Raw genomic sequence first — 19,275 nt, 5'->3', positions numbered from 1 at the left:
GCCAGAACTCCTTGCTAGATTATTGCTACTCTCAAAGGGCAAAACCACCGCAAAACCATACACAAAAAAAATCGCCCTCGTTGAGGGCGATTGCGAGTGGTGGGCGGTACTGGACTCGAACCAGTGACCTCCACGATGTCAACGTGGCGCTCTAACCAACTGAGCTAACTGCCCACGCGCCCGCGTATACTACCATAGCTCTCAACTTTTTGCAAATTCAAGGCTTTGCTCGGCTAATTGACGTTGGGCCAAGCGCACCCGCAGCCCATGCTTCACCCCAAGCGTAATTTGCGGATCATACTCGACGCGCTGGGTTGGGTCAAGGGTGAAATCATAATGCTGCATTATTGTTGCCAACAACAATTGGGCTTCCATCATGGCAAATACGTTGCCAATACAAACCCGCGAGCCTGCGCCAAACGGAATATAGGCATATTTATGCCGTGCCCGTTCTTGCTCCGCGCTAAAGCGTTCAGGGTCGAAGCGTTCTGGCTCGGGCCAATAGCGCGGATTATGGTGCATTGCATAAGGCGAAACCATGGCTGCTTGACGTGGTGTAATCGTTTGCCCAAGCACCGTAATATTTTCGGTTGGCACGCGGGCACTCAAGGCATAAGCTGGCGGATACATGCGCAAGACTTCTTTGATCACCATTTCGGTATAGGGCAATTTTTGCAAATCTTGCAAGGTTACCGAGCGACCTTGCAGCACCTCGTCAACCTCTGCTTGCAAGCGTTGGCGTACCTCAGGATGTTTGCCAAGCAAATAACTACACCAAGTCAAGGTATTGGCGGTCGTTTCGTGGCCAGCCAAAAACAGGGTCACCACTTCATCGCGCACTTGTTGGTCGGTCATGCCTTGGCCGTTGCCATCGTCGATCGAAAGCAACAACATCGACAACAGATCGCCTGTGTCTTCGCCGCTTGCTCGGCGTTCGCGAATGACGCGCTGCACCACTTGGTCAATTTGCTTGCTGGCATGCTCCAAGGCCCGATTGGCGCGAGTTGGCACCCAGCGCGGCAAGGGCACAGCTTGCTCGGAAATAATCGTGAAATTGACCTGAATATCTTCCAAGGCTTGGCTAACTTGGCGAACTTCTTGCTCGCTGATGTCTGCATTGAATAGCGTCTTGGTCACAATCGTTAGGGTCAATTCCATCATGGCCTGATCCATATCCAGAATCGCCCCATCGTGCCAACGTTTGAGCATAGCTTCGGTGTGCTCAACCATGGTTTCAGCGTAGGCCTGAATCCGCTTCATGTGAAATGCGGGCTGTACCAGTTTGCGCTGCTTTTGATGATCAGCGCCATCGTTGCTAAGCAAGCCATTGCCCAAAAAGCGCGAAAGCAACTCGCGATCGCCAGCATTTTTGCGCACTTTATCGCGATTGGCCACCAACAGCTCTTGAATCCCATTGGGATCGTTCACCAGATAAACGCGAAACGGCCCCACACGACAGGTTGTAAAATCACCGTAGCTGGCCAGATATTCGAAAAAGCCCAACGGGCCGTATTTTTGCAAATCGCGCCGACTGCCCCCAAGGCGCGTTCCTTTGGGGCCGGGTAACATCTTAACCGTCATCGACTACCTCCAAGCTGAATATGCTTTATCGTTGTTAATTCGATTTCTATGCCGCAAAACTAATTTATGAATTCCGTTCATAAATAATACGTCATCGGCATAGCCAAAAGCAAGCAGGATTGGATGAACAATTGTTAAGAGAAATTTGGCTTGGAGCTATGCAACAAGCAGTCTGCTAGTTCGTATCTATAATGGTTCATTGGATTGGCAATCATGGGAATGCCCTCACCCCCAGCCCCTCTCCCACTGAACGCGGGCGAGGGGAGCATCCGTTTTTACCAAGGATTTTTGCAAGAACCACGGTGTTAAAGCCCCTCGCCCGCGCCACGGGCGAGGGGTTGGGGTGAGGGGATCAGGCGGTGGTTAACCTGATGTTCCATTACACGTATCAACTAGGCCAATTTCAACCAAACGGAGAATCCAATGAGTTATCGCGTGCCGACCAGTAATCAGCATTTAACACTCCAGCCTGGCGAAGAAATTCTCTGGCAAGGCCAACCTGTCCAAGGCTTTAAGTTTTATCCAATTGATCTTGCGCCTTTGGTTTTTGGCATCCTATGGCTGTATTTCCTGCTGACCAAGGTTCTCTTTGTTGAGAATGGGCAACAAATCCCAACCGTGCTACACCTGATAATGGTTGGTCTCTTTCTCTGCTATGGAGGCTACCTTTTGATTGGTCGATTCTTGTTTAGTCGCGCTTTGCGTCGCCATACAACCTATATGCTAACCAACCGCAGGTCGTTAATTCATATGCATTGGCGCAAGCGTGATTATCAACATAGCTACGATTTGGCTCGGCTCAAGTCAGTTACGCTTGATCGCATGCCCAATGGCCAGCAAAGTATTATCTTCGATAATACACCAGCCTTCAGCCAATATTTATTCTTTGGGTTAAACAGTGGCTTTACACTTTTTTTTGAAGGCATCCCCAATGCCGAAGCGCTCTATCAGCAGATTTTAGCCCTGCAAGCACGCTTACAAAGCTAGCAAACTGGTGGCTAAATCACCTCTGCTGATCAACGCAGATGGGACTTTTGCGGCACATTTGTTTCTTGACGCTGAATCTTGCGATTGCTATAATTGAAAAGCCGAAGTTGCAACGGCGCTTCCTCTTTCACCATCCTCTGGCAGCGACCATTCTCAAATTTCATCAACCTGCCAGAACAATCGCCGTCCTTTGGTGTTGGCTCATTTTCAGTCGGCTTTGTCTGCGTTCCTCGGTATCTATCGGCGGACCCCACCCCTCCGTCGTCGCTCTGTTCCCGCCGCGTGGCGGTGATGTAGGAGGCCAACTATGACGACTCCCTCCGGCTCGCAACTGATGTCCTTGCTGAGTACCTTACAAGACCAGCAAAACTATCAGAATCTCCATTGGGTTGGCTCTTTTCAGGATTATTTGGATATTGTGACCAATAATCCAAAAGTCACCCGCAATGCCTTCCAACGAATTTACGACATGATTATGTCGTATGGGCTGGAAGAGTTCATCGATGCCAAAAAGAAGTTAATTCGTTATAACTTCTTTACCACCAACGAATTCGACGAGCAAGATGCCATTTTTGGCTTGGAAATTCCATTAATGCGCTTGGTTAATTTCTTCAAGGCTGCTGCCCATGGCTATGGCACGGAAAAACGGGTGCTGCTGCTGCATGGTCCAGTCGGCTCAGCCAAATCAACCATCGCTCGCCGCCTAAAACGTGGCCTCGAACGCTATTCGCGCAGTGAGAATGGCGCGCTGTATACGTTCGATTGGTTTTTGGGCGATATTGAAGATCTCGACGCTGGCGAGGTGAAGGATGCTGATTGGGACCCCTGCCCAATGCACGAAGATCCTTTGCACTTGATTCCGCTCGAAATGCGCGAAGCATTTTTAAAGGAATTCAACGCCAACCTCGAACCAGACGAACAGATTACGATTACTGGCGACCTTGACCCTTCATGCCGCTATAATTTCCGCGATTTGATGCGGCGTTACAATGGCGATTTTGCCAAAGTTTTGCGCCATGTCCGCGTCCGCCGTTTCGTTTTCTCCGAACAAGATCGGGTTGGCATTGGCACATTTCAGCCAAAGGATGAAAAGAATCAAGATAGCACTGAATTAACTGGCGATATTAATTATCGTAAGATTGCAATCTATGGTTCTGATAGTGATCCACGCGCTTTTAGCTTCGATGGTGAATTTAATATTGCTAATCGTGGCATTATTGAATTTGTTGAAATGCTTAAGCTCGACACAGCATTTTTGTACGATTTACTTGGTGCTTCGCAAGAACATCGGATTAAATCCAAGAAGTTCGCGCAAACACATATCGATGAAGTTATCGTTGGGCACAGCGTTGCAGGTAATACGCCAATTCCCTATCGTTACAATGGCGTACCAGGCTGGACAACGCTAGAACAGCTTTGTGCTCGATTTAACGCCGATAGTAGCGGCTTAGAAGTGCTTGCGTTTGATTTCAACCGTGCAGCCACAACTTGGACTCCAGTTAAAACCATTTTCCGCCATCGGTTCAGCGGCAACATGCTAACCACCTCGCAAAAATGGGGAGTTGTCGAAACCACACCGAACCATTCAATCTACTCTCGCTCAGGTCAAACCTTCTTCCCTGAAGAGGGCCTAGAATTGGCGGCGGTCCGTTGGCTTGATGATGTTTGGATTAAACCAGAGGCTCAATGGCAGCCAATCGATGTAATTCAACATATCGATGGCTTTATTCGCGATGACGTGGTGCGGTTTGCGAATGGTGGCAAGTTAACCAAGCCATGCCAACCAGGCTGGGCACGGCTTAATTTACCGCGTCATGCAACCCAAATTAAAGCAATTTATGACCCACAACACGATCAACAAGCGCTCAAAGACCTGATTACAGTAATGGTTTGGTATGCAACTGAAGGCCATATCAACGGGCGTAATGGTGGAATCATAATCAGCCAAAACGATCGTGATGAATTAGAGCGCGTGCGCCAAGCCTATGCCAATATCACAACCGCCCATGGCTCAATCGATGCTGGCGCAAAAACCGATAACTGCTGGCGTTTGTACCTGAGTTCGCAAGCAATTGCTGCGTTGGTTAAATATCATTGTGGCGAACATTCCGAATTCAAGCGCTTGCCCGACTTTTTATTCAATTTGCCCAAGCTGTATCAACAACATGCCTTTGAAGAATTAATGCGCACCGATGGCTCACGCAAAATAGCCCGCGCTGTTGGTGAGGTATGCAGCGATGAATATCGCGACACCTTTTTTGAATACAAAACCCTTTCGTCGTTGCTAGCAACCCAAGTTGGAACTTTATCAACCTTGCTTGGCCACGATTACAGCGTTTATCGGCTTGAACGCGAGGATCGCACGCCAGCTTATCGCGTGCGCTTTGTTTCTGGCTCAGGCAAACGGGGTGGCCGTCACAACCGCTTTGAAAACCGCTTAACCGCCCGACCAGTTGTCGATGAATGGGTTTACGACATTGAATGCGAAGGGATTCATAACTTCGTCTGCGGTTTGGGCAACGTGGTTTGTCACAATACAAATGAACCAGAATTCCGTAAGCTTGAAAATAATGAGTTTATGGAAGCATTAAAAGACCGCACAGTACGAATTGATATTCCCTACATTACGCGCTTGCGTGATGAAATTCGAATTTACGAAAAGGATTTCAATTCGGAGAATGTTCGCGTCCATATTGCACCACATACCATCGAAGTTGCTGCCATGTGGGCAATTTTGACTCGGCTCGAAGAGCCAAAACGCGCAAACTTGACCTTATTGCAAAAGATGAAGCTTTACAATGGTAAATCGTTGCCTGGCTTCACTGAAGATAATATCAAAGAATTGCGCAAGGAATCCCGCCGCGAAGGCATGGAAGGCATCTCACCCCGCTATATCCAAGACAAAATTAGCAATGCCTTAGTTAATTACCAAAGCGATGGCGGCATCAATCCATTTATGGTGATGAATGAGCTAGAGAGTGGACTCAAAACCCACTCATTAATCACCAATGAAGAAGATCGCAAACGCTATCGCGAACTCTTGGCAATTGTTAAAGAAGAATACGCTGATATTGTCAAAAATGAAGTCCAGCGCGCAATTTCTGCCGATGAGGAAGCAATTAAGCGCTTGTGTGCCAACTATATCGACAATATCAAAGCCTACACGCAACGCGAAAAAGTGCGTAATAAATTCACTGGAGCCTATGAAGAGCCAGACGAACGACTGATGCGCTCGATCGAAGAAAAGATCGATATTCCCGATAATCGTAAGGATGATTTCCGGCGTGAAATTATGAATTACATCGGAGCATTAGCCATCGAAGGCAAGACGTTTGATTATCGCACGAACGAACGACTTCATCGAGCTTTAGAACTGAAACTCTTTGAAGATCAAAAAGATAGCATCAAACTGACCAGTTTGGTTTCGAGTGTTGTCGATAAAGATACCCAAGAAAAAATCGATGTCGTCAAAACGCGCTTAATTCGCGATTTTGGCTACAACGATCAAAGTGCTACCGATGTGCTGAATTATGTTGCGAGTATTTTTGCTCGTGGCGATGCGACTCAGCGCAAGTAGGCTCGGACAAAGCGAGCGGATTCAATGGCGCATCCGCTCGCTTGCGTGCGTTCCTTCCACTAACAATCAACGGTGAGCCTATGCAACGAGTTGAACGTGATCTTAATCGCTTCCGCCAAATTGTGCGGGGCAAAATTAAAAAAGATCTGCGCAAATATATTTCTCATGGCGAGATGATTGGTCGCCAAGGTAAACGCTTGGTCTCCATTCCTGTGCCATCAATCGATTTACCCCGCTTTCGCTTTGGCAAAAATCAAGGCGGCGTTGGCCAAGGCGAGGGCGAAAACGGCGATCCAATCGGGCGTGGTGATGGCTCGCAGCCAGGCGCAGGCGAGGCCGGCGAAGATTCGGGCCAACATTCGCTTGATGTCGAAATGACGATCGAGGAACTGGCGCAATTGTTGGGCGAAGAACTGCAATTGCCCAATATTCAGCCCAAAGGCAGCAAGAATATTATCTCGCAAAAGGATAAATATTCGGGCATTACCAAGGTTGGGCCAAATTCGCTGCGCCACTTCAAACGCTCCTTCCGCGAAGCCCTCAAACGCCAAGTTGCCTCTGGTCAGTACGATCCCGATGATCCGGTGGTGGTGCCGATTCGCGATGACATGCGCTTTCGGACCTGGAAAACCACCGAAATGCCCGAAAGCAACGCCGTGATTATCTACAGCATGGATGTTTCTGGCTCGATGGGTCAGGAGCAAAAAGAGCTGGTGCGGGTAACTGCATTTTGGATTGAAACCTGGCTGCGTTCCCAATACAAGCATCTTGAAATGCGCTACATCGTGCATGACGCAGCAGCTAAAGAAGTGACCCAAGACGTTTTCTATCGGATTCGCGAAGGTGGTGGAACCAAAATTTCCTCGGCCTATCGCTTGGTGCTTAAGTTAATTGATGAGCATTATTCACCCGCTGAATGGAATATTTATCCCTTCCATTTTTCCGATGGCGATAACTGGGGCGGCGGCGACACCCGCGAATGTGTTGAAATACTGCGCAACCAGATTTTGCCCAAAGTTAACCTTTTTTGTTACGGTCAAGTGCGTTCGTTGTATGGATCAGGGCGTTTTGCCCATGATCTGAACGAAAATTTTCGGGCCAACGAAACCATGGTCGTTTCAGAAATTGCCGACCGCGACGATATTTACAATGCAATCAAGGCCTTTTTAGGCAAAGGCAAATAGAAGGATGAAGGATGAGGGATGAAGGATGAAAATGCTAGCTAAATTTGAAATCAATCTAAAATTTCTGATTTAGCTAGCATTCTGCTTAATTTCGGAGGATTTAACATGCAAAAAGATGTTGGTCGTGATGATTTACGCCAACGTACCACTCGTTTTGCGATCCAAATTATTCAGCTGTACGGTTCTTTGCCAACCAGAGTCGAAGCAACAATTTTGGGCAAACAACTCCTGCGTTCAGGAACATCAGTTGGAGCCAATTATCGTGAAGCCCATCGTTCACGATAAGATAATGAGTTTATCGCCAAACTTGGCATCTGCTTACAAGAATTAGAGGAAACTGACTATTGGCTAGAATTATTACTTTTGGCTGATTTTCAAACAGCGATCGTTATTAATCCTTTACGTGATGAAACATCACAATTACTTGCTATTTTTACAACGATTGTTAAGAAGAAACGCTTACAACTTAAAGAACCAGCTACAATGTATGATTTCGATGATCAACAAGACTCATAGGAAAGATATTATGATGATTATCGAGTGAATCTATTCATCTTTGATATTTAATCCTTTGTTGAATATTTTCATCCTTCATCCCTCATATTTCATACTTCCAAAGAGAGGTTTTTATGCCACTCAGCAACAACGATTTACCGCTTAATCTGCAAAAAGCGTGGGAGCAAATTGATGGCCATGCCAAGCATTATGGCCTTGATTACTACCCGATTGTCTACCAAATCCTTGATTATAATACATTGTATGAAGTTGCTGCCATGGGTGGTTTTCCGCGACGCTACCCACATTGGCGCTTCGGAATGGAATATGATCAACTAATCAAGGGCCATGTGTATGGATTAAGCATCATTTATGAAATGGTGATTAATACCAACCCAGTGTATGCCTATTTGCTCGAAGGCAATATGATTGTTGATCAGAAAACGGTCATGGCGCACGTTGCAGGCCATGCCGATTTCTTCAAAAACAACATGTGGTTTGCTCCAACCAATCGTAAAATGCTTGATGTGATGGCAAATCATGCTGGGCGAGTACAACGCTATATCGATCGTTATGGCTATGAAGCTGTCGAATCATTTATTGATACGTGTTTATCAATCGAAAACCTGATCGATTATCATTCGCCGTATATTAATCGACCTGAAGCCCAAACCAGCCAACCAATCGTCGAAGATGACGATATTGAAGTAGCCGAAGGTTTGCCGTTCGAACGCGCATATATGAAGGATTTTATCAATCCACCAGAGTTTCTGCGCCAGCAACGTGAAAAATTAGTAGAAGAACAGCAAAAAATGCGTAAATTCCCCGAGAATTCGCAAAAAGACGTGCTGTTGTTCTTGATGAATTACGCGCCGCTTGAGCGTTGGCAGCATAATATTCTGGAAATTGTGCGCGACGAAGCCTATTATTTTGCTCCGCAAGGCATGACCAAAATTATCAACGAAGGTTGGGCCAGCTTTTGGCATAGCCGAATTATGACCACGCATGCCGCCGAAACCTCGGAAATCGTCGATTTTGCTGATCATCATGCGGGGATCGTGGCGGCCCATCCTGGGCGATTGAATCCGTATCGCTTAGGTTTGCTGTTGCTACGCGACATCGAAGATCGCTGGAATCGCGGACGCTTTGGCAAAGATTGGGAGCAATGCGACGATATGCGCGAAAAGCGTGAATGGGATCTGAAGCTAGGCAAAGGCTTGGAAAAAGTCTTTGAGGTGCGGCGGTTCCACAACGATATTACCTTTCTCGACGAATTTCTTACGCCTGAATTTTGCGTCGAGAACAAACTGTTTACCTTCAAGCACAACAACGATACTGATTTGTATGAGATTGTTAATCGCGATTTTGGCGCGATCAAATCGCAATTGCTCAGCGGCTTGACCAATTTTGGCCAGCCCTATATCTATGTTGAGGATGCCAATTACAACAATCGCGGCGAATTGTATCTGCGTCATCGCCATGAAGGTAACGATTTGCGCCTAGATTATGCCCGCGACACGCTCAAACATATTCATACAATCTGGACGCGTCCGGTGAACCTTGAAACGGTGCTTGAGGATAAAAAACGCTTATTGACCTTTGATGGCAAGGAATATAGCGAACGCCGACTTGATTAGCCATAATCAATCGATAATGATCCCCTCACCCCAACCCCTCTCCCGTCCAACGGGCGAGGGGCTTTTGATTGTGTGGTTTAACACATGTTAAATTGCATGACACGAGGCTAATTTTGGAGCATTTGCAATCCCAAATCATGTTCCGCTAGCCCATAGCCAACAGCTATTAGCCATTATTCCTCTGTGTTAAATTAATGGCTTCTGATTAGGCTTTTTGCTCCAAGAGTACCTCGCTATAATCGGCAACCCAACTAAAACCCAAGTTTTCGTAGGTTTTGATGGCGATGTGATTAGCGCTGTGGACGTTGAGTCCAATATGGTTGATGTCGTGGCGCAGGCTTTGGCAAAGTTTGGCGGTTACTTGCTTGGCCAAGCCTTGGCCGCGGTAGGCTGGATGGGTCGTGATATTGCCCAACGCTGCCACGCGATAGCTCGGCGAATAGACATGAATCCCAGCGATGCTGATTAATTGATCATCCTGCCAAATGCCATAACAACAGCCAGTTTCGAGCATGCGGGGATCGAAGGCGTTATCGGGATAGGCCTCGGCATACAACTGATTGATCGCTGGCAAATCGGCGCTGCTCAGTTGCACAACCTCGCGCTCAAACCGCACCTGATCAAGTTTGGCAAAATCGCGCAAGATCATTTTATGGTGTAGGCCATGATCGTGCAGCTGATAGCGGTCGGCCAAACCCTCGGCGATGCCAGGCGAGAAGTGGCAATAAACTTTGGCTGGCAATAAAGGCCGCATAGCTGCCGCCAATTGAGCCGAATATTGCTGGCGCTGATCATCAAACATTAGCCAAATTGGCATACTATGGCCAAGATAAACCAAGCCAATTTGTAGAATCTTGCCAGCTTGCTCAAGCCCATACCACACCGTCGAAGGCCAGAAGAACGCATCCAAATCGCCAATTTGATAGATGTTCAAGTCAGCATTTTGGCTCAGCCATGCTGCAATTTTTTCCCGTTCGTGCAGGGCAATTAAACGCATTGTAGCAACCTCTTAGGCAATCAAGAATTCAACCGACCAATTATAGGTTGACCAAATCTCCGTATACTATATGTCTATGGTCTGATTTCTAGAAAGGGTGCGGCAATGAAGCGCTGGCAAAGCGATGGGGTTCTGTTGTTGATTGTGATGCTTTGGGGCAGCACATTTTTTGTCGTGCGTGATGCGACCGATCATTGGCCGCCATTGGCCTTTGTGGCCTTGCGTTTTGTTTTGGCAACGCTGGCGCTCTTGCCATGGTCGCTCAAATCACTGCGCCAATGGACACGCACCGATTGGCAGGCAGGCTTGATTACTGGCAGCTTGCTATGCGTTGGCTACATTACCCAAACAATCGGCATCAGCATGACCACGGCATCGCGAGCAGGCTTCGTTACTGGCTTGAATGTGATTTTTGTGCCGTTGATGGGCGCTGTGTTGTGGCGCACAAAAATTAGCGCCAAAGTTTGGGCTGGCGTGATTTTAGCCGTCGCTGGCTTATATGTGCTCTCGATTGATAGCACTCCACAAGCAGGCTCGCAGCCAGTTTCGCTTTGGGGCGATTTTTTGGTGTTTATCTGCGCAGTAACTTTTGCAGGGCATATTTTGGCGATTGGCCATTGGACCAAAAAGGCATCGCCAATTGCCATGAACATGATTCAAGTGGCGGTTGTGGCGGTCGTTGCCAGCATCGGCAGCCTGCTGTTTGAAACAGTGCCCGCCTTGCCAGCAGACGTTTTTTGGGCGGGAGCCTATTTGGGCATCATCTGCACAGCGGTCTTGCTGGCGATTCAGATTATCGTGCAGCGCTATGCTTCGCCAACCCGCACCGCCTTGATCTTCGTGCTAGAGCCAGTTTTTGCGGCGCTATTTGCAGCAACCTTTGGCAACGAAAGCATTTCATCGACCTTCGTTTGGGGTGGTTTATTAATGATGATCGGCATTGTGATTGCCGAATTTCCACCCTTAGCATTTTTCAAGAAGCAGGAACCAAATGAAACAATTTGATGCAATTTTGTTTGATTGTGATGGCGTGTTGGTCGATAGCGAACCGGTAAGCATGCGGGCCTTGGATGTGTTTTTGGCCCGCTACGGCAAAGCATGCGCCCCCGATTGGGGCCATCGCATGGTTGGCCGCCGCGCGCATGATAATGCCAAAACGATGATTGAGAGCTTCGATTTGCCCTTGAGCATCGAGCAAACAATTGCAGAGCATCGCCAATTAATTTTCGAACTGGTCGAGCGCGAAGCTGAAGCCATGCCTTACGCAGACCAAATTATTCGTTGGCTCAATCAGCAACAGATTTCGATTGCGGTTGCTACCTCGTCGCCGCGACCATATTTGACCATGGTGTTGCAAAAATTTGGCTGGAACGATTGTTTTGGCGCAACCGTCACTGGCGAAGAAGTAGCCAATGGCAAGCCCGCGCCGGATATTTTTCTGCGCGCCGCCGAATTGTTGGGCGTGATGGCCAAGGCCAGCCTTGTGCTCGAAGATTCGCCGCAAGGCGTGCAAGCAGGTTTGGCGGCTGAAGCAACGGTTTATGCAGTGCCCAACAGCGTCACCAAATATCTAGAATTTCCGCCAGTGGCCAAATATGCGAGCTTGGCCGAGGTGCTAACCGAGCTGCAAGCCAACCGCTAAGCCTGCGCCATTCATAAGTGGTAACAGCCAAACCCCTTGCAGATCGACGGCTTTAAGGTAGAGTAAACACAGCAAGCGGTTAATCGATCTGGAGGCGTTATGTCTGATGCAGCGCAGGTTGTTTTGATTAGCACAAGTAATGCTGATGAGGCTCGCACGCTGGCCCTAGCCTTAGTGACCGAACGGCTGGCAGCCAGCGTTAATATTTTGCCGCAAATTAGCTCGATTTACCATTGGGAAGGCATACTCAAAGAAGAGGCCGAGATTTTGTTGATTGTGCGCACGCGTGCTGATGCGCTGGGCAGCCTGATCGAGCGGGTTGAACAATTGCACTCATATGCGCTACCCGAAATTATTGCTTTGCCTATTGTCGATGGCTCGCAACGCTTTATCAATTGGATTTTGGGCGAAGTCATGACCAATGAGGATGCCTAATGCAACGTATTTTAATTGTTGATGATGAACCAAGCGTGGTCGATGTGGTGCGTTCGCGCTTTGAACGCGAGGGCTTTGCGGTTGGCGAAACTGGCTCTGGCGAAGATGCCTTACTGCGCTTGCGCAACGAAACCTATGATCTGTTGATTTTGGATATTGGCTTGCCCGGGATTGATGGCTTTGGGGTGCTGCGCCAAATGCGGGCCGAGGGCTTCGAGCAACCAGTGATTATGCTCACAGCGCGGGCCGATGAGGTTGATCGGGTGGTTGGCTTAGAGCTTGGCGCTGATGATTATGTAGTCAAGCCATTTTCGCCGCGCGAGCTAGTGGCGCGGGTGCGGGCCTTGTTGCGGCGCACTGCCGAAGCCAGCCGTTTGCGCCAACAAATTGGCGATGCAGTGCCAACCTCAAATGGCTTGCAACTGGATAATGCGCGCCGCCGCGCGACCTTCCGCGATGTGCAATTAACCTTGCGGCCCAAAGAATTTGATCTCTTGGCCTATTTGGCTTCGCATCCTGGCCAAGTTTTTACCCGCGAAGTGCTGCTCGGCCAAGTTTGGGGCTACGATGAATATGTCGATGCGCGCACGGTTGATGTGCATATTCGGCGTTTGCGCTCAAAACTCAGCGAAATTGACCCCGAATCGAATTTGATTCAGACTGAATGGGGCATTGGCTATCGGTTTATCGAAGGCTAAAGGATGGTCATTCAGCCCCGCGTTGCATACACGGGGCTGAATTCAAGCCAGTTGCTTAGTTAAATAATTTTAGGCGGCGAGGCGTTTGGTGCGGCGTAAAGCCAAGCCAGCAACGGTGGCAACCAACACAGCTTTGTGGGTATGCAAGCGATTTTCAGCTTGATCAAACATAATCGAACGCTCGCCATCAGCCACATCGGCGCTAATTTCTTCGCCGCGATGCATTGGCAAACAGTGCATTACTTTGGCTCCTGCATTAGCTGCGGCCAACAGTTCAGCATTAATTTGAAATGGTTGTAGCGCTTCCAAATGACCTTCGGCCACGACTTGGCCCATACTGACCCAAACATCGGTATACAACACATCAGCATTCTTGACAGCTTCCAAAGGATCGTTGGTAACGATGATTTTGGTACCATTGGCGGCAGCTTGCAAACGAGCTTGAGCCAACAACTGCTGATCAACATGCTCCACAAATGGCGTGCCCAGCGCAAAATCCATGCCCAAGCGGGGCGCAATCTCCAACAACGAATTGGAAACATTATTGGGATCGCCAAGGTAGACCAATTTCACACCTTTGCAACTGCCAAAATGCTCGCGAATCGTCAAGGCATCGGCCAAGGCTTGCACCGGATGCAGCCAATCGGAAAGACCATTGATCACTGGCACATCGGCGGCTTCAGCCAACTCGACCAAGGTAGCGTGGTCGTTGACCCGTGCCATAATTGCATCGCACATGCGGCTGAGCACGCGCGCGGTATCGCCGATGGTTTCGCCACGGCCAATTTGCGTATCGCGTGGGCTGAGATAAATGCCATGACCGCCGAGTTGCACCATTGCCGATTCGAAGCCAACCCGGGTGCGGGTTGAGGGCTTTTCGAAAATCATCGCCAAGGTGCGGTTTGCCAACAGGGGATGCGCTTTGCGACGTTGTTGGCGCAATTTGAGTTCGGCGGCAGTTTCCAGCACGTCGAGTAATTCAGTGTCGTTCCAGTCGGCCAAGGCCAGTAAATCGCGACCAAGAAGTGAGTGTGTCATTTGGAAGCCTCCGTTAAGGGTAACGGCAGGGCGAGGGCGCTATGGGCAACCTCAGCCTTCTGCTAAAACGTGTTGAGCAGCAATCAGTTGGTCGCGCACGGCATTGGGCGCTGTTCCACCAGGTACGTCGCGCATGGCGACGGAACGAGCAAAATCGAATAAACCAGCAACATCGGTCAGGCTTGGGTGGGCTGCAACAAAGCTTTCGGCGGGCAATTGGCGCATGCCAACGCCACGTTGTTCTGCTTCGCGCACCAAGCGCCCGGCAATGTGATGGGCTTCGCGGAATGGCACTCCCCGGCGTACCAATTCATCGGCCACATCGGTCGCCAACATTGCATCATCAAGCGCTGCCGCCATGCGTTCGGTGTTGAAACGGGCGGTGCGAATTGCCCCAGCCACCACCGGCAAGGTCAGGCTTAATGTATCGATCGCATCAAATAAGGGTGCTTTATCTTCCTGTAAATCTTTGTCGTAGGCCGATGGTAAGCCCTTGAGCAAGGTCAAAACTGTAACCAGATTGCCGATTAAACGGCCAGATTTGCCGCGTGCCAATTCGAGCGAATCGGGATTTTTCTTTTGCGGCATTAAACTTGAGCCAGTTGAATAGGCATCATCAAGCGCCACAAAGCCCCATTCTGCGCTGCTCCAGATGATCCAATCTTCAGCAAGCTGGCTGATGTGCACGCCCAATAATGCCGTTGCCGCCAAAATTTCGACAATATAATCGCGATCGCTGGTGGCATCGAGGCTATTTTGGCTGATGCTGGCAAAGCCCAATTCAGCTGCCAGCGCTGCCCGATCAACCGCAAACGCCGTGCCTGCGAGCGCGCCAGAGCCAAGCGGCAAAACGCTGACCCGCTTGGTTGCGTCGTGCAAACGCTGGCGATCGCGATCTAAACGCCAAAAATGAGCCAACAGGGCGTGTGATAATAGGACTGGCTGCGCCCGTTGCAAGTGGGTATAGCCAGGCAAAATTGCATCACCAACTGCTTTGGCTTGCTCCAGCAAAGCTGCTTGCACATCGCGAATCAGATCATCGGCCAGTTTGAGTGCGCCCAACGTCCACAAACGGGTATCGGTTGCAACTTGATCGTTGCGTGAGCGGCCAGTATGCAATTTGCCCGCCAAGGCTCCGATAAAATCACCCAAGCGACGTTCGACCGCCGTGTGAATATCTTCGTCGCTGGTTAACGGCAAAAACAAACCTTCTTCAAACTCTTGAGAAACTTGACGCAAGCCAGCGATCAGCGCTTGGCATTCATCAGCTTGCAAAATGCCAGCCCGCTCTAAGCCATTGGCCCAGGCAATCGAGCCACGAATATCCTCGGCCCATAAGCGCCTATCGATTGGAAACGAATCGTTGAATAAGCGCATATGCTCAGCCAACGAGCCACTAAAACGTCCACCCCACATGGTTTGGTTACCTCGTTATTTAGATGTTGATCGTTGGGGATCGGGGGGCGGTAAGGCTTTTGTCATGATTTATTGGAATTGGCAAGCAGCTGTATCCCCTCACCCCCAGCCCCTCTCCCACTGAACGCGGGCGAGGGGATGATTAAGTGGTTCCCCCTCGCCTCGCTAGGCGGGAGAGGGGGCTAGGGGGTGAGGGAATTAGGCCGTACCTACCATGACACATCGCCCATAGCCAGATTAGCTCTGCGCCGCTGCGTTAAAATGCCCGATCCCCAACAACCAATCCCCGATCCCCAACATTTACGTCCGATAATCGGCGTTGATTCGTACATATTCGGCGCTAAAATCGCAGGTCCAAGCGTAGCCAGTGGCCGTGCCCGCCCCAAGATTAAGCCGAATGGCCACATGCTGGCCGCTCATTTGGCTCGCTGCTTCACGTTCGCTGTAGTCGGTGGGCGTGCCACCAGCAACTAATTGCACCTCGCCCAACCAAAGCTCAACTTGGCTAGGATCGAATGGTACGCCAGCTACGCCTGCTGCTGCCAAAATTCGGCCCCAATTGGGATCGCCGCCGTGAATCGCGGTTTTGACCAACGGAGAGCAGGCAATTTTGCGGGCAACAGTACGCGCTGCGGCAACACTCGGCGCATGATCAACCGTAACCGTGACCAGTTTGGTTGCGCCTTCGCCATCGGCGGCAATTTGCTTGGCCAAATCGATGCAGACCGCTTCAAGCGCTTGACGGAAACTAGCGATATTGCTGGCATTGATCGTCACGCCACTTGTGCCCGAGGCCAGCAGCAATAAGGTATCGTTGGTGCTGGGGTCGCCATCGACCGTCACGCAATTAAACGATGCATCGCTGACTTCGCGCAACAAGCTTTGGGCCAAATCAGCATCAATTGCCACATCGGTTGTGACAATCGAGAGCATGGTTGCCATCATTGGATGGATCATGCCTGCGCCTTTGGCAACGCCTGCCACGGTCACCAAACTCCCATCGATCACCGCATTGGCGCTGGCGGTTTTGGGGCGGGTGTCGGTGGTCATAATTGCTTCGGCAAGCGCTGGAGCATGCTCAACGCCCAGTTCTGGGGCGATTGCAGCAACGCCCTTGGCCACTTTTTCAACATTCAGTTGATGGCCGATTACGCCAGTTGAAAGCACTAAAACCTGATGAGGCTCGCAACCAACTGCCTCAGCTGCTAACCGCGCCATTTCGTGGGCAGCAGCATCGCCTTGTGCGCCAGTACAGGCGTTGGCACAACCAGCGTTGGCAATCACGGCGCGAATTTCGCTGGCATGCTCGGCCAACACCGCTTGATCGTAAAGCACTGGCGCAGCTTTGACGAGGCTGGTGGTAAACACACCAGCCGCCGTACAAACATCATCAGCAACAAGTAAACTTAAATCAGGATTACCACTGGCCTTCAAGCCACATCGCCCCGCAGCACTGCGGAAACCAGCAGCAAAACGAAAGATACTCATGCTTATTCAGCTCCTGAGGTTAAGGCTTCGACTTTTTGGGGCAAGCCAAAGAGCTTGATAAAGCCTTCAGCATCTGCTTGGTTGTAGACTGCATCTTCGCTGAAGGTTGCCAAATCGGGCACGTATAAGCTGCGTTCGGCCTTGCGCCCAACCAAATGCACGCCACCTTTGAAGACTTTCAAACGGGTCACGCCAGTCACGTTCTTTTGAGTTTCGGTGAAGAATGCCGACAAAGCGTAGCGCAACGGCGACCACCATTGGCCGTTGTAAATCAACTCTGAGAAACGAATTGCCAAGGTATCTTTGTAGTGCAGGGTTTCGCGATCAAGCGCCAATTCTTCGAGGCCTTGATGAGCGCGATAGAGCAACGTCCCGCCTGGAGTTTCGTACACGCCGTGGCTCTTCATGCCAACCAAGCGATTTTCGACCAAATCAACGCGGCCAACGCCATGGCGAGCGCCAATTTCGTTGAGGGTTTGCAGCAAAGCCACGGGGCCAAGTTGCTCGCCATTCACGCTGATTGGAATGCCACGCTCGAAGCCAATTTCCAGATATTCTGGCGCATCAGGGGCTTGTTCTGGGGTAACGGTGCGTTGGAACATATTTAATTCTGGCTCCAACCATGGATCTTCCAACGAGCCGCCTTCGTGGCTCAAGTGCCAAATATTGCCGTCGCGGCTGTAGATTGAGGCGCGGGTGCTGGTAACGGGCACATTGTGCAATGCAGCGTAATCTAATGCATCTTCGCGTGAGCGAATGTGCCATTCACGCCATGGGGCAATGATTTTCATGTGTGGAGCCAAGGCCATGTAGGTCAATTCAAAGCGCACTTGATCGTTGCCTTTGCCCGTACAGCCGTGGGAAAGTGCATCAGCGCCAACTTTCAAGGCGGTCTGCACTTGGCCGCGCGCGATCAATGGGCGAGCGATGCTGGTGCCAAGCAAATAGGTGCGTTCGTAAGTTGCGCCCGATTGCAACATTGGAAACAAGAAATCGCGCACAAATTCTTCGCGCAAATCTTCGACATAGCAGGCACTTGCGCCTGAAGCAATCGCTTTGGCTTCTACGCCGCTCAAATCATCATCTTGGCCAAGATTAGCGCAATAACAGACGACTTCACAGCCATAATGTTCCTTCAACCACGGCACGATCACGCTGGTATCCAAGCCACCAGAGTAAGCCAGCACAACTTTCTTTGCAGTCGCATTCGACATGACCAATGAACTCCTTATTGAAAGGATGAAGGATGAATTATGAGGGAGGAAATCCCTGAACCATCCTTCATTTCGCAAACTACATAATTGAGGATAAACCTAAGGGTTGAAGCTTCATCCTTCATCCCTCATAATTCATCCTTCTCGTTAATGTTCCCAAACGACGGCGGTTTCGTCACAGCAGGTGACGAGTGGACACTTGACACAATCGCGCCAAACCTTTTCGGGGAAGCGTTCTTTGTCGGTGATTGTAAAACCCAAGCGAACAAAAAACGAAACAGCGCGGGTCAAGGCAAAAACTGTATGAATTTGGCGCAATTTGGCTTGAGCAACCAGTTCGAGCACAATTTTGGCACCAACGCCAGCAGCGCGATACTCGGTTGCCACGGCTAATGAGCGAACCTCAACCAGATCAGGATTCATCAGCAACAATGAGCCAATGCCAATCACCCGTTGGCCATGGCAGGCAACTACCCAATTTGCTAAAGAAGCACGAATTTCGTCAGCGGAACGGGGTAATAAATGCCCAGCCCGCACATTTTCGGCTACCAACTCACTCATGCCAGCCACATCGTCTTCATGGGCGGGCCGAACCACAATGTCCGCTGGATCGATTGGAGCCAAAACTGTACTTTGTTGAATGGCAACCATTGATTGGTTACTCCCAAAACGGCTTGCGCCGGATAATGTTTAAATGTCGCTATCTATGTTTAGGCCCAGTTTTGGGCTTGATTTCGTTGATCAATGCTCATGGCTCGCCACCCTTCCGTATCATGGGTGGTTTCCGATCTCCAGCCCCCAGCAACCATTCCCCACGCCTCGTTTCGCCACCCTTCCGTCCCTCCGCCGGAGGTTTTCATCGCTGTACGGGGGTAGGTTTTGAAGA

15 protein-coding genes, 1 tRNA gene and 1 pseudogene are annotated in these 19,275 nt (G+C 49.9%); 9 read left to right on the top strand and 8 right to left on the bottom strand.

Going from position 1 to position 19,275, the window contains the following annotated elements:
• Positions 1 to 97: 97 nt before the first annotated feature.
• Positions 98 to 174 (bottom strand) — tRNA-Val (locus ACFMKP_RS22125).
• A gap of 27 nt (positions 175 to 201) precedes the next feature.
• Positions 202 to 1,581, bottom strand: coding sequence for a cytochrome P450 (locus ACFMKP_RS22120; RefSeq protein WP_382295207.1), 1,380 nt, complete (start codon positions 1,579 to 1,581; stop codon positions 202 to 204).
• 423 nt (positions 1,582 to 2,004) lie between these two features.
• Between ACFMKP_RS22120 and ACFMKP_RS22115 the strand changes: the two genes are divergently transcribed.
• The 5 genes and pseudogenes from ACFMKP_RS22115 (at position 2,005) to ACFMKP_RS22095 (ending at position 9,461) form a co-directional block, all read left to right on the top strand.
• Positions 2,005 to 2,568: a hypothetical protein gene (locus ACFMKP_RS22115; RefSeq protein WP_382295204.1), complete on the top strand. Its 564-nt coding sequence runs from the start codon at positions 2,005 to 2,007 to the stop codon at positions 2,566 to 2,568.
• 307 nt (positions 2,569 to 2,875) lie between these two features.
• A complete protein-coding gene (locus ACFMKP_RS22110) occupies positions 2,876 to 6,145 on the top strand; it encodes a serine/threonine protein kinase (protein WP_382295201.1) in 3,270 nt (1,089 codons plus the stop codon).
• 80 nt (positions 6,146 to 6,225) lie between these two features.
• Positions 6,226 to 7,329, top strand: a complete 1,104-nt coding sequence (locus tag ACFMKP_RS22105) for a DUF444 family protein (RefSeq protein WP_382295198.1) — start codon at positions 6,226 to 6,228, stop codon at positions 7,327 to 7,329.
• A gap of 105 nt (positions 7,330 to 7,434) precedes the next feature.
• Positions 7,435 to 7,845 (top strand): annotated as a pseudogene (locus ACFMKP_RS22100) (four helix bundle protein).
• A 113-nt stretch (positions 7,846 to 7,958) separates the two neighbouring features.
• Positions 7,959 to 9,461 carry a SpoVR family protein gene (locus ACFMKP_RS22095; RefSeq protein ID WP_382295196.1) on the top strand — a complete coding sequence of 501 codons (1,503 nt, stop codon included), beginning with the start codon at positions 7,959 to 7,961 and terminating at the stop codon, positions 9,459 to 9,461.
• 205 nt (positions 9,462 to 9,666) lie between these two features.
• On the opposite strand, the gene ACFMKP_RS22090 is transcribed toward ACFMKP_RS22095, so the two are convergent.
• On the bottom strand, positions 9,667 to 10,458 hold the full coding sequence (locus tag ACFMKP_RS22090) for a GNAT family N-acetyltransferase (RefSeq protein WP_382295193.1): 792 nt from the start codon (positions 10,456 to 10,458) through the stop codon (positions 9,667 to 9,669).
• 105 nt (positions 10,459 to 10,563) lie between these two features.
• On the opposite strand from ACFMKP_RS22090, the gene ACFMKP_RS22085 reads away from it, so the two are divergent.
• The 4 genes from ACFMKP_RS22085 (at position 10,564) to ACFMKP_RS22070 (ending at position 13,233) form a co-directional block, all read left to right on the top strand.
• Entirely contained in the window at positions 10,564 to 11,463 is a 900-nt protein-coding gene (locus ACFMKP_RS22085; protein ID WP_382295190.1) for a DMT family transporter, read from the top strand.
• Positions 11,450 to 12,100, top strand: a complete 651-nt coding sequence (locus ACFMKP_RS22080; protein WP_382295187.1) for an HAD family hydrolase — start codon at positions 11,450 to 11,452, stop codon at positions 12,098 to 12,100. The genes ACFMKP_RS22085 and ACFMKP_RS22080 overlap by 14 nt, the downstream gene beginning before the upstream one ends.
• Before the next feature lie 99 nt (positions 12,101 to 12,199).
• Entirely contained in the window at positions 12,200 to 12,535 is a 336-nt protein-coding gene (gene cutA / locus ACFMKP_RS22075; RefSeq protein ID WP_204755783.1) for a divalent-cation tolerance protein CutA, read from the top strand.
• Complete coding sequence (locus ACFMKP_RS22070) at positions 12,535 to 13,233, top strand: response regulator transcription factor (protein ID WP_054534762.1); 699 nt, start codon at positions 12,535 to 12,537, stop codon at positions 13,231 to 13,233. The genes cutA and ACFMKP_RS22070 overlap by 1 nt, the downstream gene beginning before the upstream one ends.
• A gap of 69 nt (positions 13,234 to 13,302) precedes the next feature.
• On the opposite strand, the gene argF is transcribed toward ACFMKP_RS22070, so the two are convergent.
• The 5 genes from argF to ACFMKP_RS22045 form a co-directional block, all read right to left on the bottom strand.
• Positions 13,303 to 14,271, bottom strand: a complete 969-nt coding sequence (argF, locus tag ACFMKP_RS22065; protein ID WP_382295184.1) for an ornithine carbamoyltransferase — start codon at positions 14,269 to 14,271, stop codon at positions 13,303 to 13,305.
• Positions 14,272 to 14,322: 51 nt separating this feature from the next.
• Positions 14,323 to 15,687 (bottom strand): argininosuccinate lyase, encoded by a 1,365-nt coding sequence (argH, locus tag ACFMKP_RS22060; protein ID WP_382295181.1) that lies wholly within the window; start codon positions 15,685 to 15,687, stop codon positions 14,323 to 14,325.
• 300 nt (positions 15,688 to 15,987) lie between these two features.
• Positions 15,988 to 17,175, bottom strand: a complete 1,188-nt coding sequence (argJ, locus tag ACFMKP_RS22055) for a bifunctional glutamate N-acetyltransferase/amino-acid acetyltransferase ArgJ (protein WP_382295178.1) — start codon at positions 17,173 to 17,175, stop codon at positions 15,988 to 15,990.
• Positions 17,176 to 17,177: 2 nt separating this feature from the next.
• Entirely contained in the window at positions 17,178 to 18,389 is a 1,212-nt protein-coding gene (locus ACFMKP_RS22050; protein ID WP_382295175.1) for an argininosuccinate synthase, read from the bottom strand.
• Positions 18,390 to 18,536: 147 nt separating this feature from the next.
• Positions 18,537 to 19,040, bottom strand: coding sequence for a GNAT family N-acetyltransferase (locus ACFMKP_RS22045; protein ID WP_110520318.1), 504 nt, complete (start codon positions 19,038 to 19,040; stop codon positions 18,537 to 18,539).
• Between the last annotated feature and the right edge of the window lie 235 nt (positions 19,041 to 19,275).

Origin of the sequence: Herpetosiphon sp. NSE202, assembly GCF_042688385.1 — a bacterium.
Classification (GTDB): Bacteria; Chloroflexota; Chloroflexia; order Chloroflexales; family Herpetosiphonaceae; genus Herpetosiphon.
Note: the sequence above shows the minus strand (reverse complement) of the source record. Positions and strands in the feature narration are given on the sequence as shown.

What these genes read in the sequence shown, in the direction of transcription:
- ACFMKP_RS22120 (WP_382295207.1), bottom strand. Translation starts at nt 1,581, where the DNA reads ATGACGGTTAAGATGTTACCCGGCCCCAAAGGAACGCGCCTTGGGGGC.
- ACFMKP_RS22115 (WP_382295204.1), top strand. Translation starts at nt 2,005, where the DNA reads ATGAGTTATCGCGTGCCGACCAGTAATCAGCATTTAACACTCCAGCCT.
- ACFMKP_RS22110 (WP_382295201.1), top strand. Translation starts at nt 2,876, where the DNA reads ATGACGACTCCCTCCGGCTCGCAACTGATGTCCTTGCTGAGTACCTTA.
- ACFMKP_RS22105 (WP_382295198.1), top strand. Translation starts at nt 6,226, where the DNA reads ATGCAACGAGTTGAACGTGATCTTAATCGCTTCCGCCAAATTGTGCGG.
- ACFMKP_RS22095 (WP_382295196.1), top strand. Translation starts at nt 7,959, where the DNA reads ATGCCACTCAGCAACAACGATTTACCGCTTAATCTGCAAAAAGCGTGG.
- ACFMKP_RS22090 (WP_382295193.1), bottom strand. Translation starts at nt 10,458, where the DNA reads ATGCGTTTAATTGCCCTGCACGAACGGGAAAAAATTGCAGCATGGCTG.
- ACFMKP_RS22085 (WP_382295190.1), top strand. Translation starts at nt 10,564, where the DNA reads ATGAAGCGCTGGCAAAGCGATGGGGTTCTGTTGTTGATTGTGATGCTT.
- ACFMKP_RS22080 (WP_382295187.1), top strand. Translation starts at nt 11,450, where the DNA reads ATGAAACAATTTGATGCAATTTTGTTTGATTGTGATGGCGTGTTGGTC.
- cutA (WP_204755783.1), top strand. Translation starts at nt 12,200, where the DNA reads ATGTCTGATGCAGCGCAGGTTGTTTTGATTAGCACAAGTAATGCTGAT.
- ACFMKP_RS22070 (WP_054534762.1), top strand. Translation starts at nt 12,535, where the DNA reads ATGCAACGTATTTTAATTGTTGATGATGAACCAAGCGTGGTCGATGTG.
- argF (WP_382295184.1), bottom strand. Translation starts at nt 14,271, where the DNA reads ATGACACACTCACTTCTTGGTCGCGATTTACTGGCCTTGGCCGACTGG.
- argH (WP_382295181.1), bottom strand. Translation starts at nt 15,687, where the DNA reads ATGTGGGGTGGACGTTTTAGTGGCTCGTTGGCTGAGCATATGCGCTTA.
- argJ (WP_382295178.1), bottom strand. Translation starts at nt 17,175, where the DNA reads ATGAGTATCTTTCGTTTTGCTGCTGGTTTCCGCAGTGCTGCGGGGCGA.
- ACFMKP_RS22050 (WP_382295175.1), bottom strand. Translation starts at nt 18,389, where the DNA reads ATGTCGAATGCGACTGCAAAGAAAGTTGTGCTGGCTTACTCTGGTGGC.
- ACFMKP_RS22045 (WP_110520318.1), bottom strand. Translation starts at nt 19,040, where the DNA reads ATGGTTGCCATTCAACAAAGTACAGTTTTGGCTCCAATCGATCCAGCG.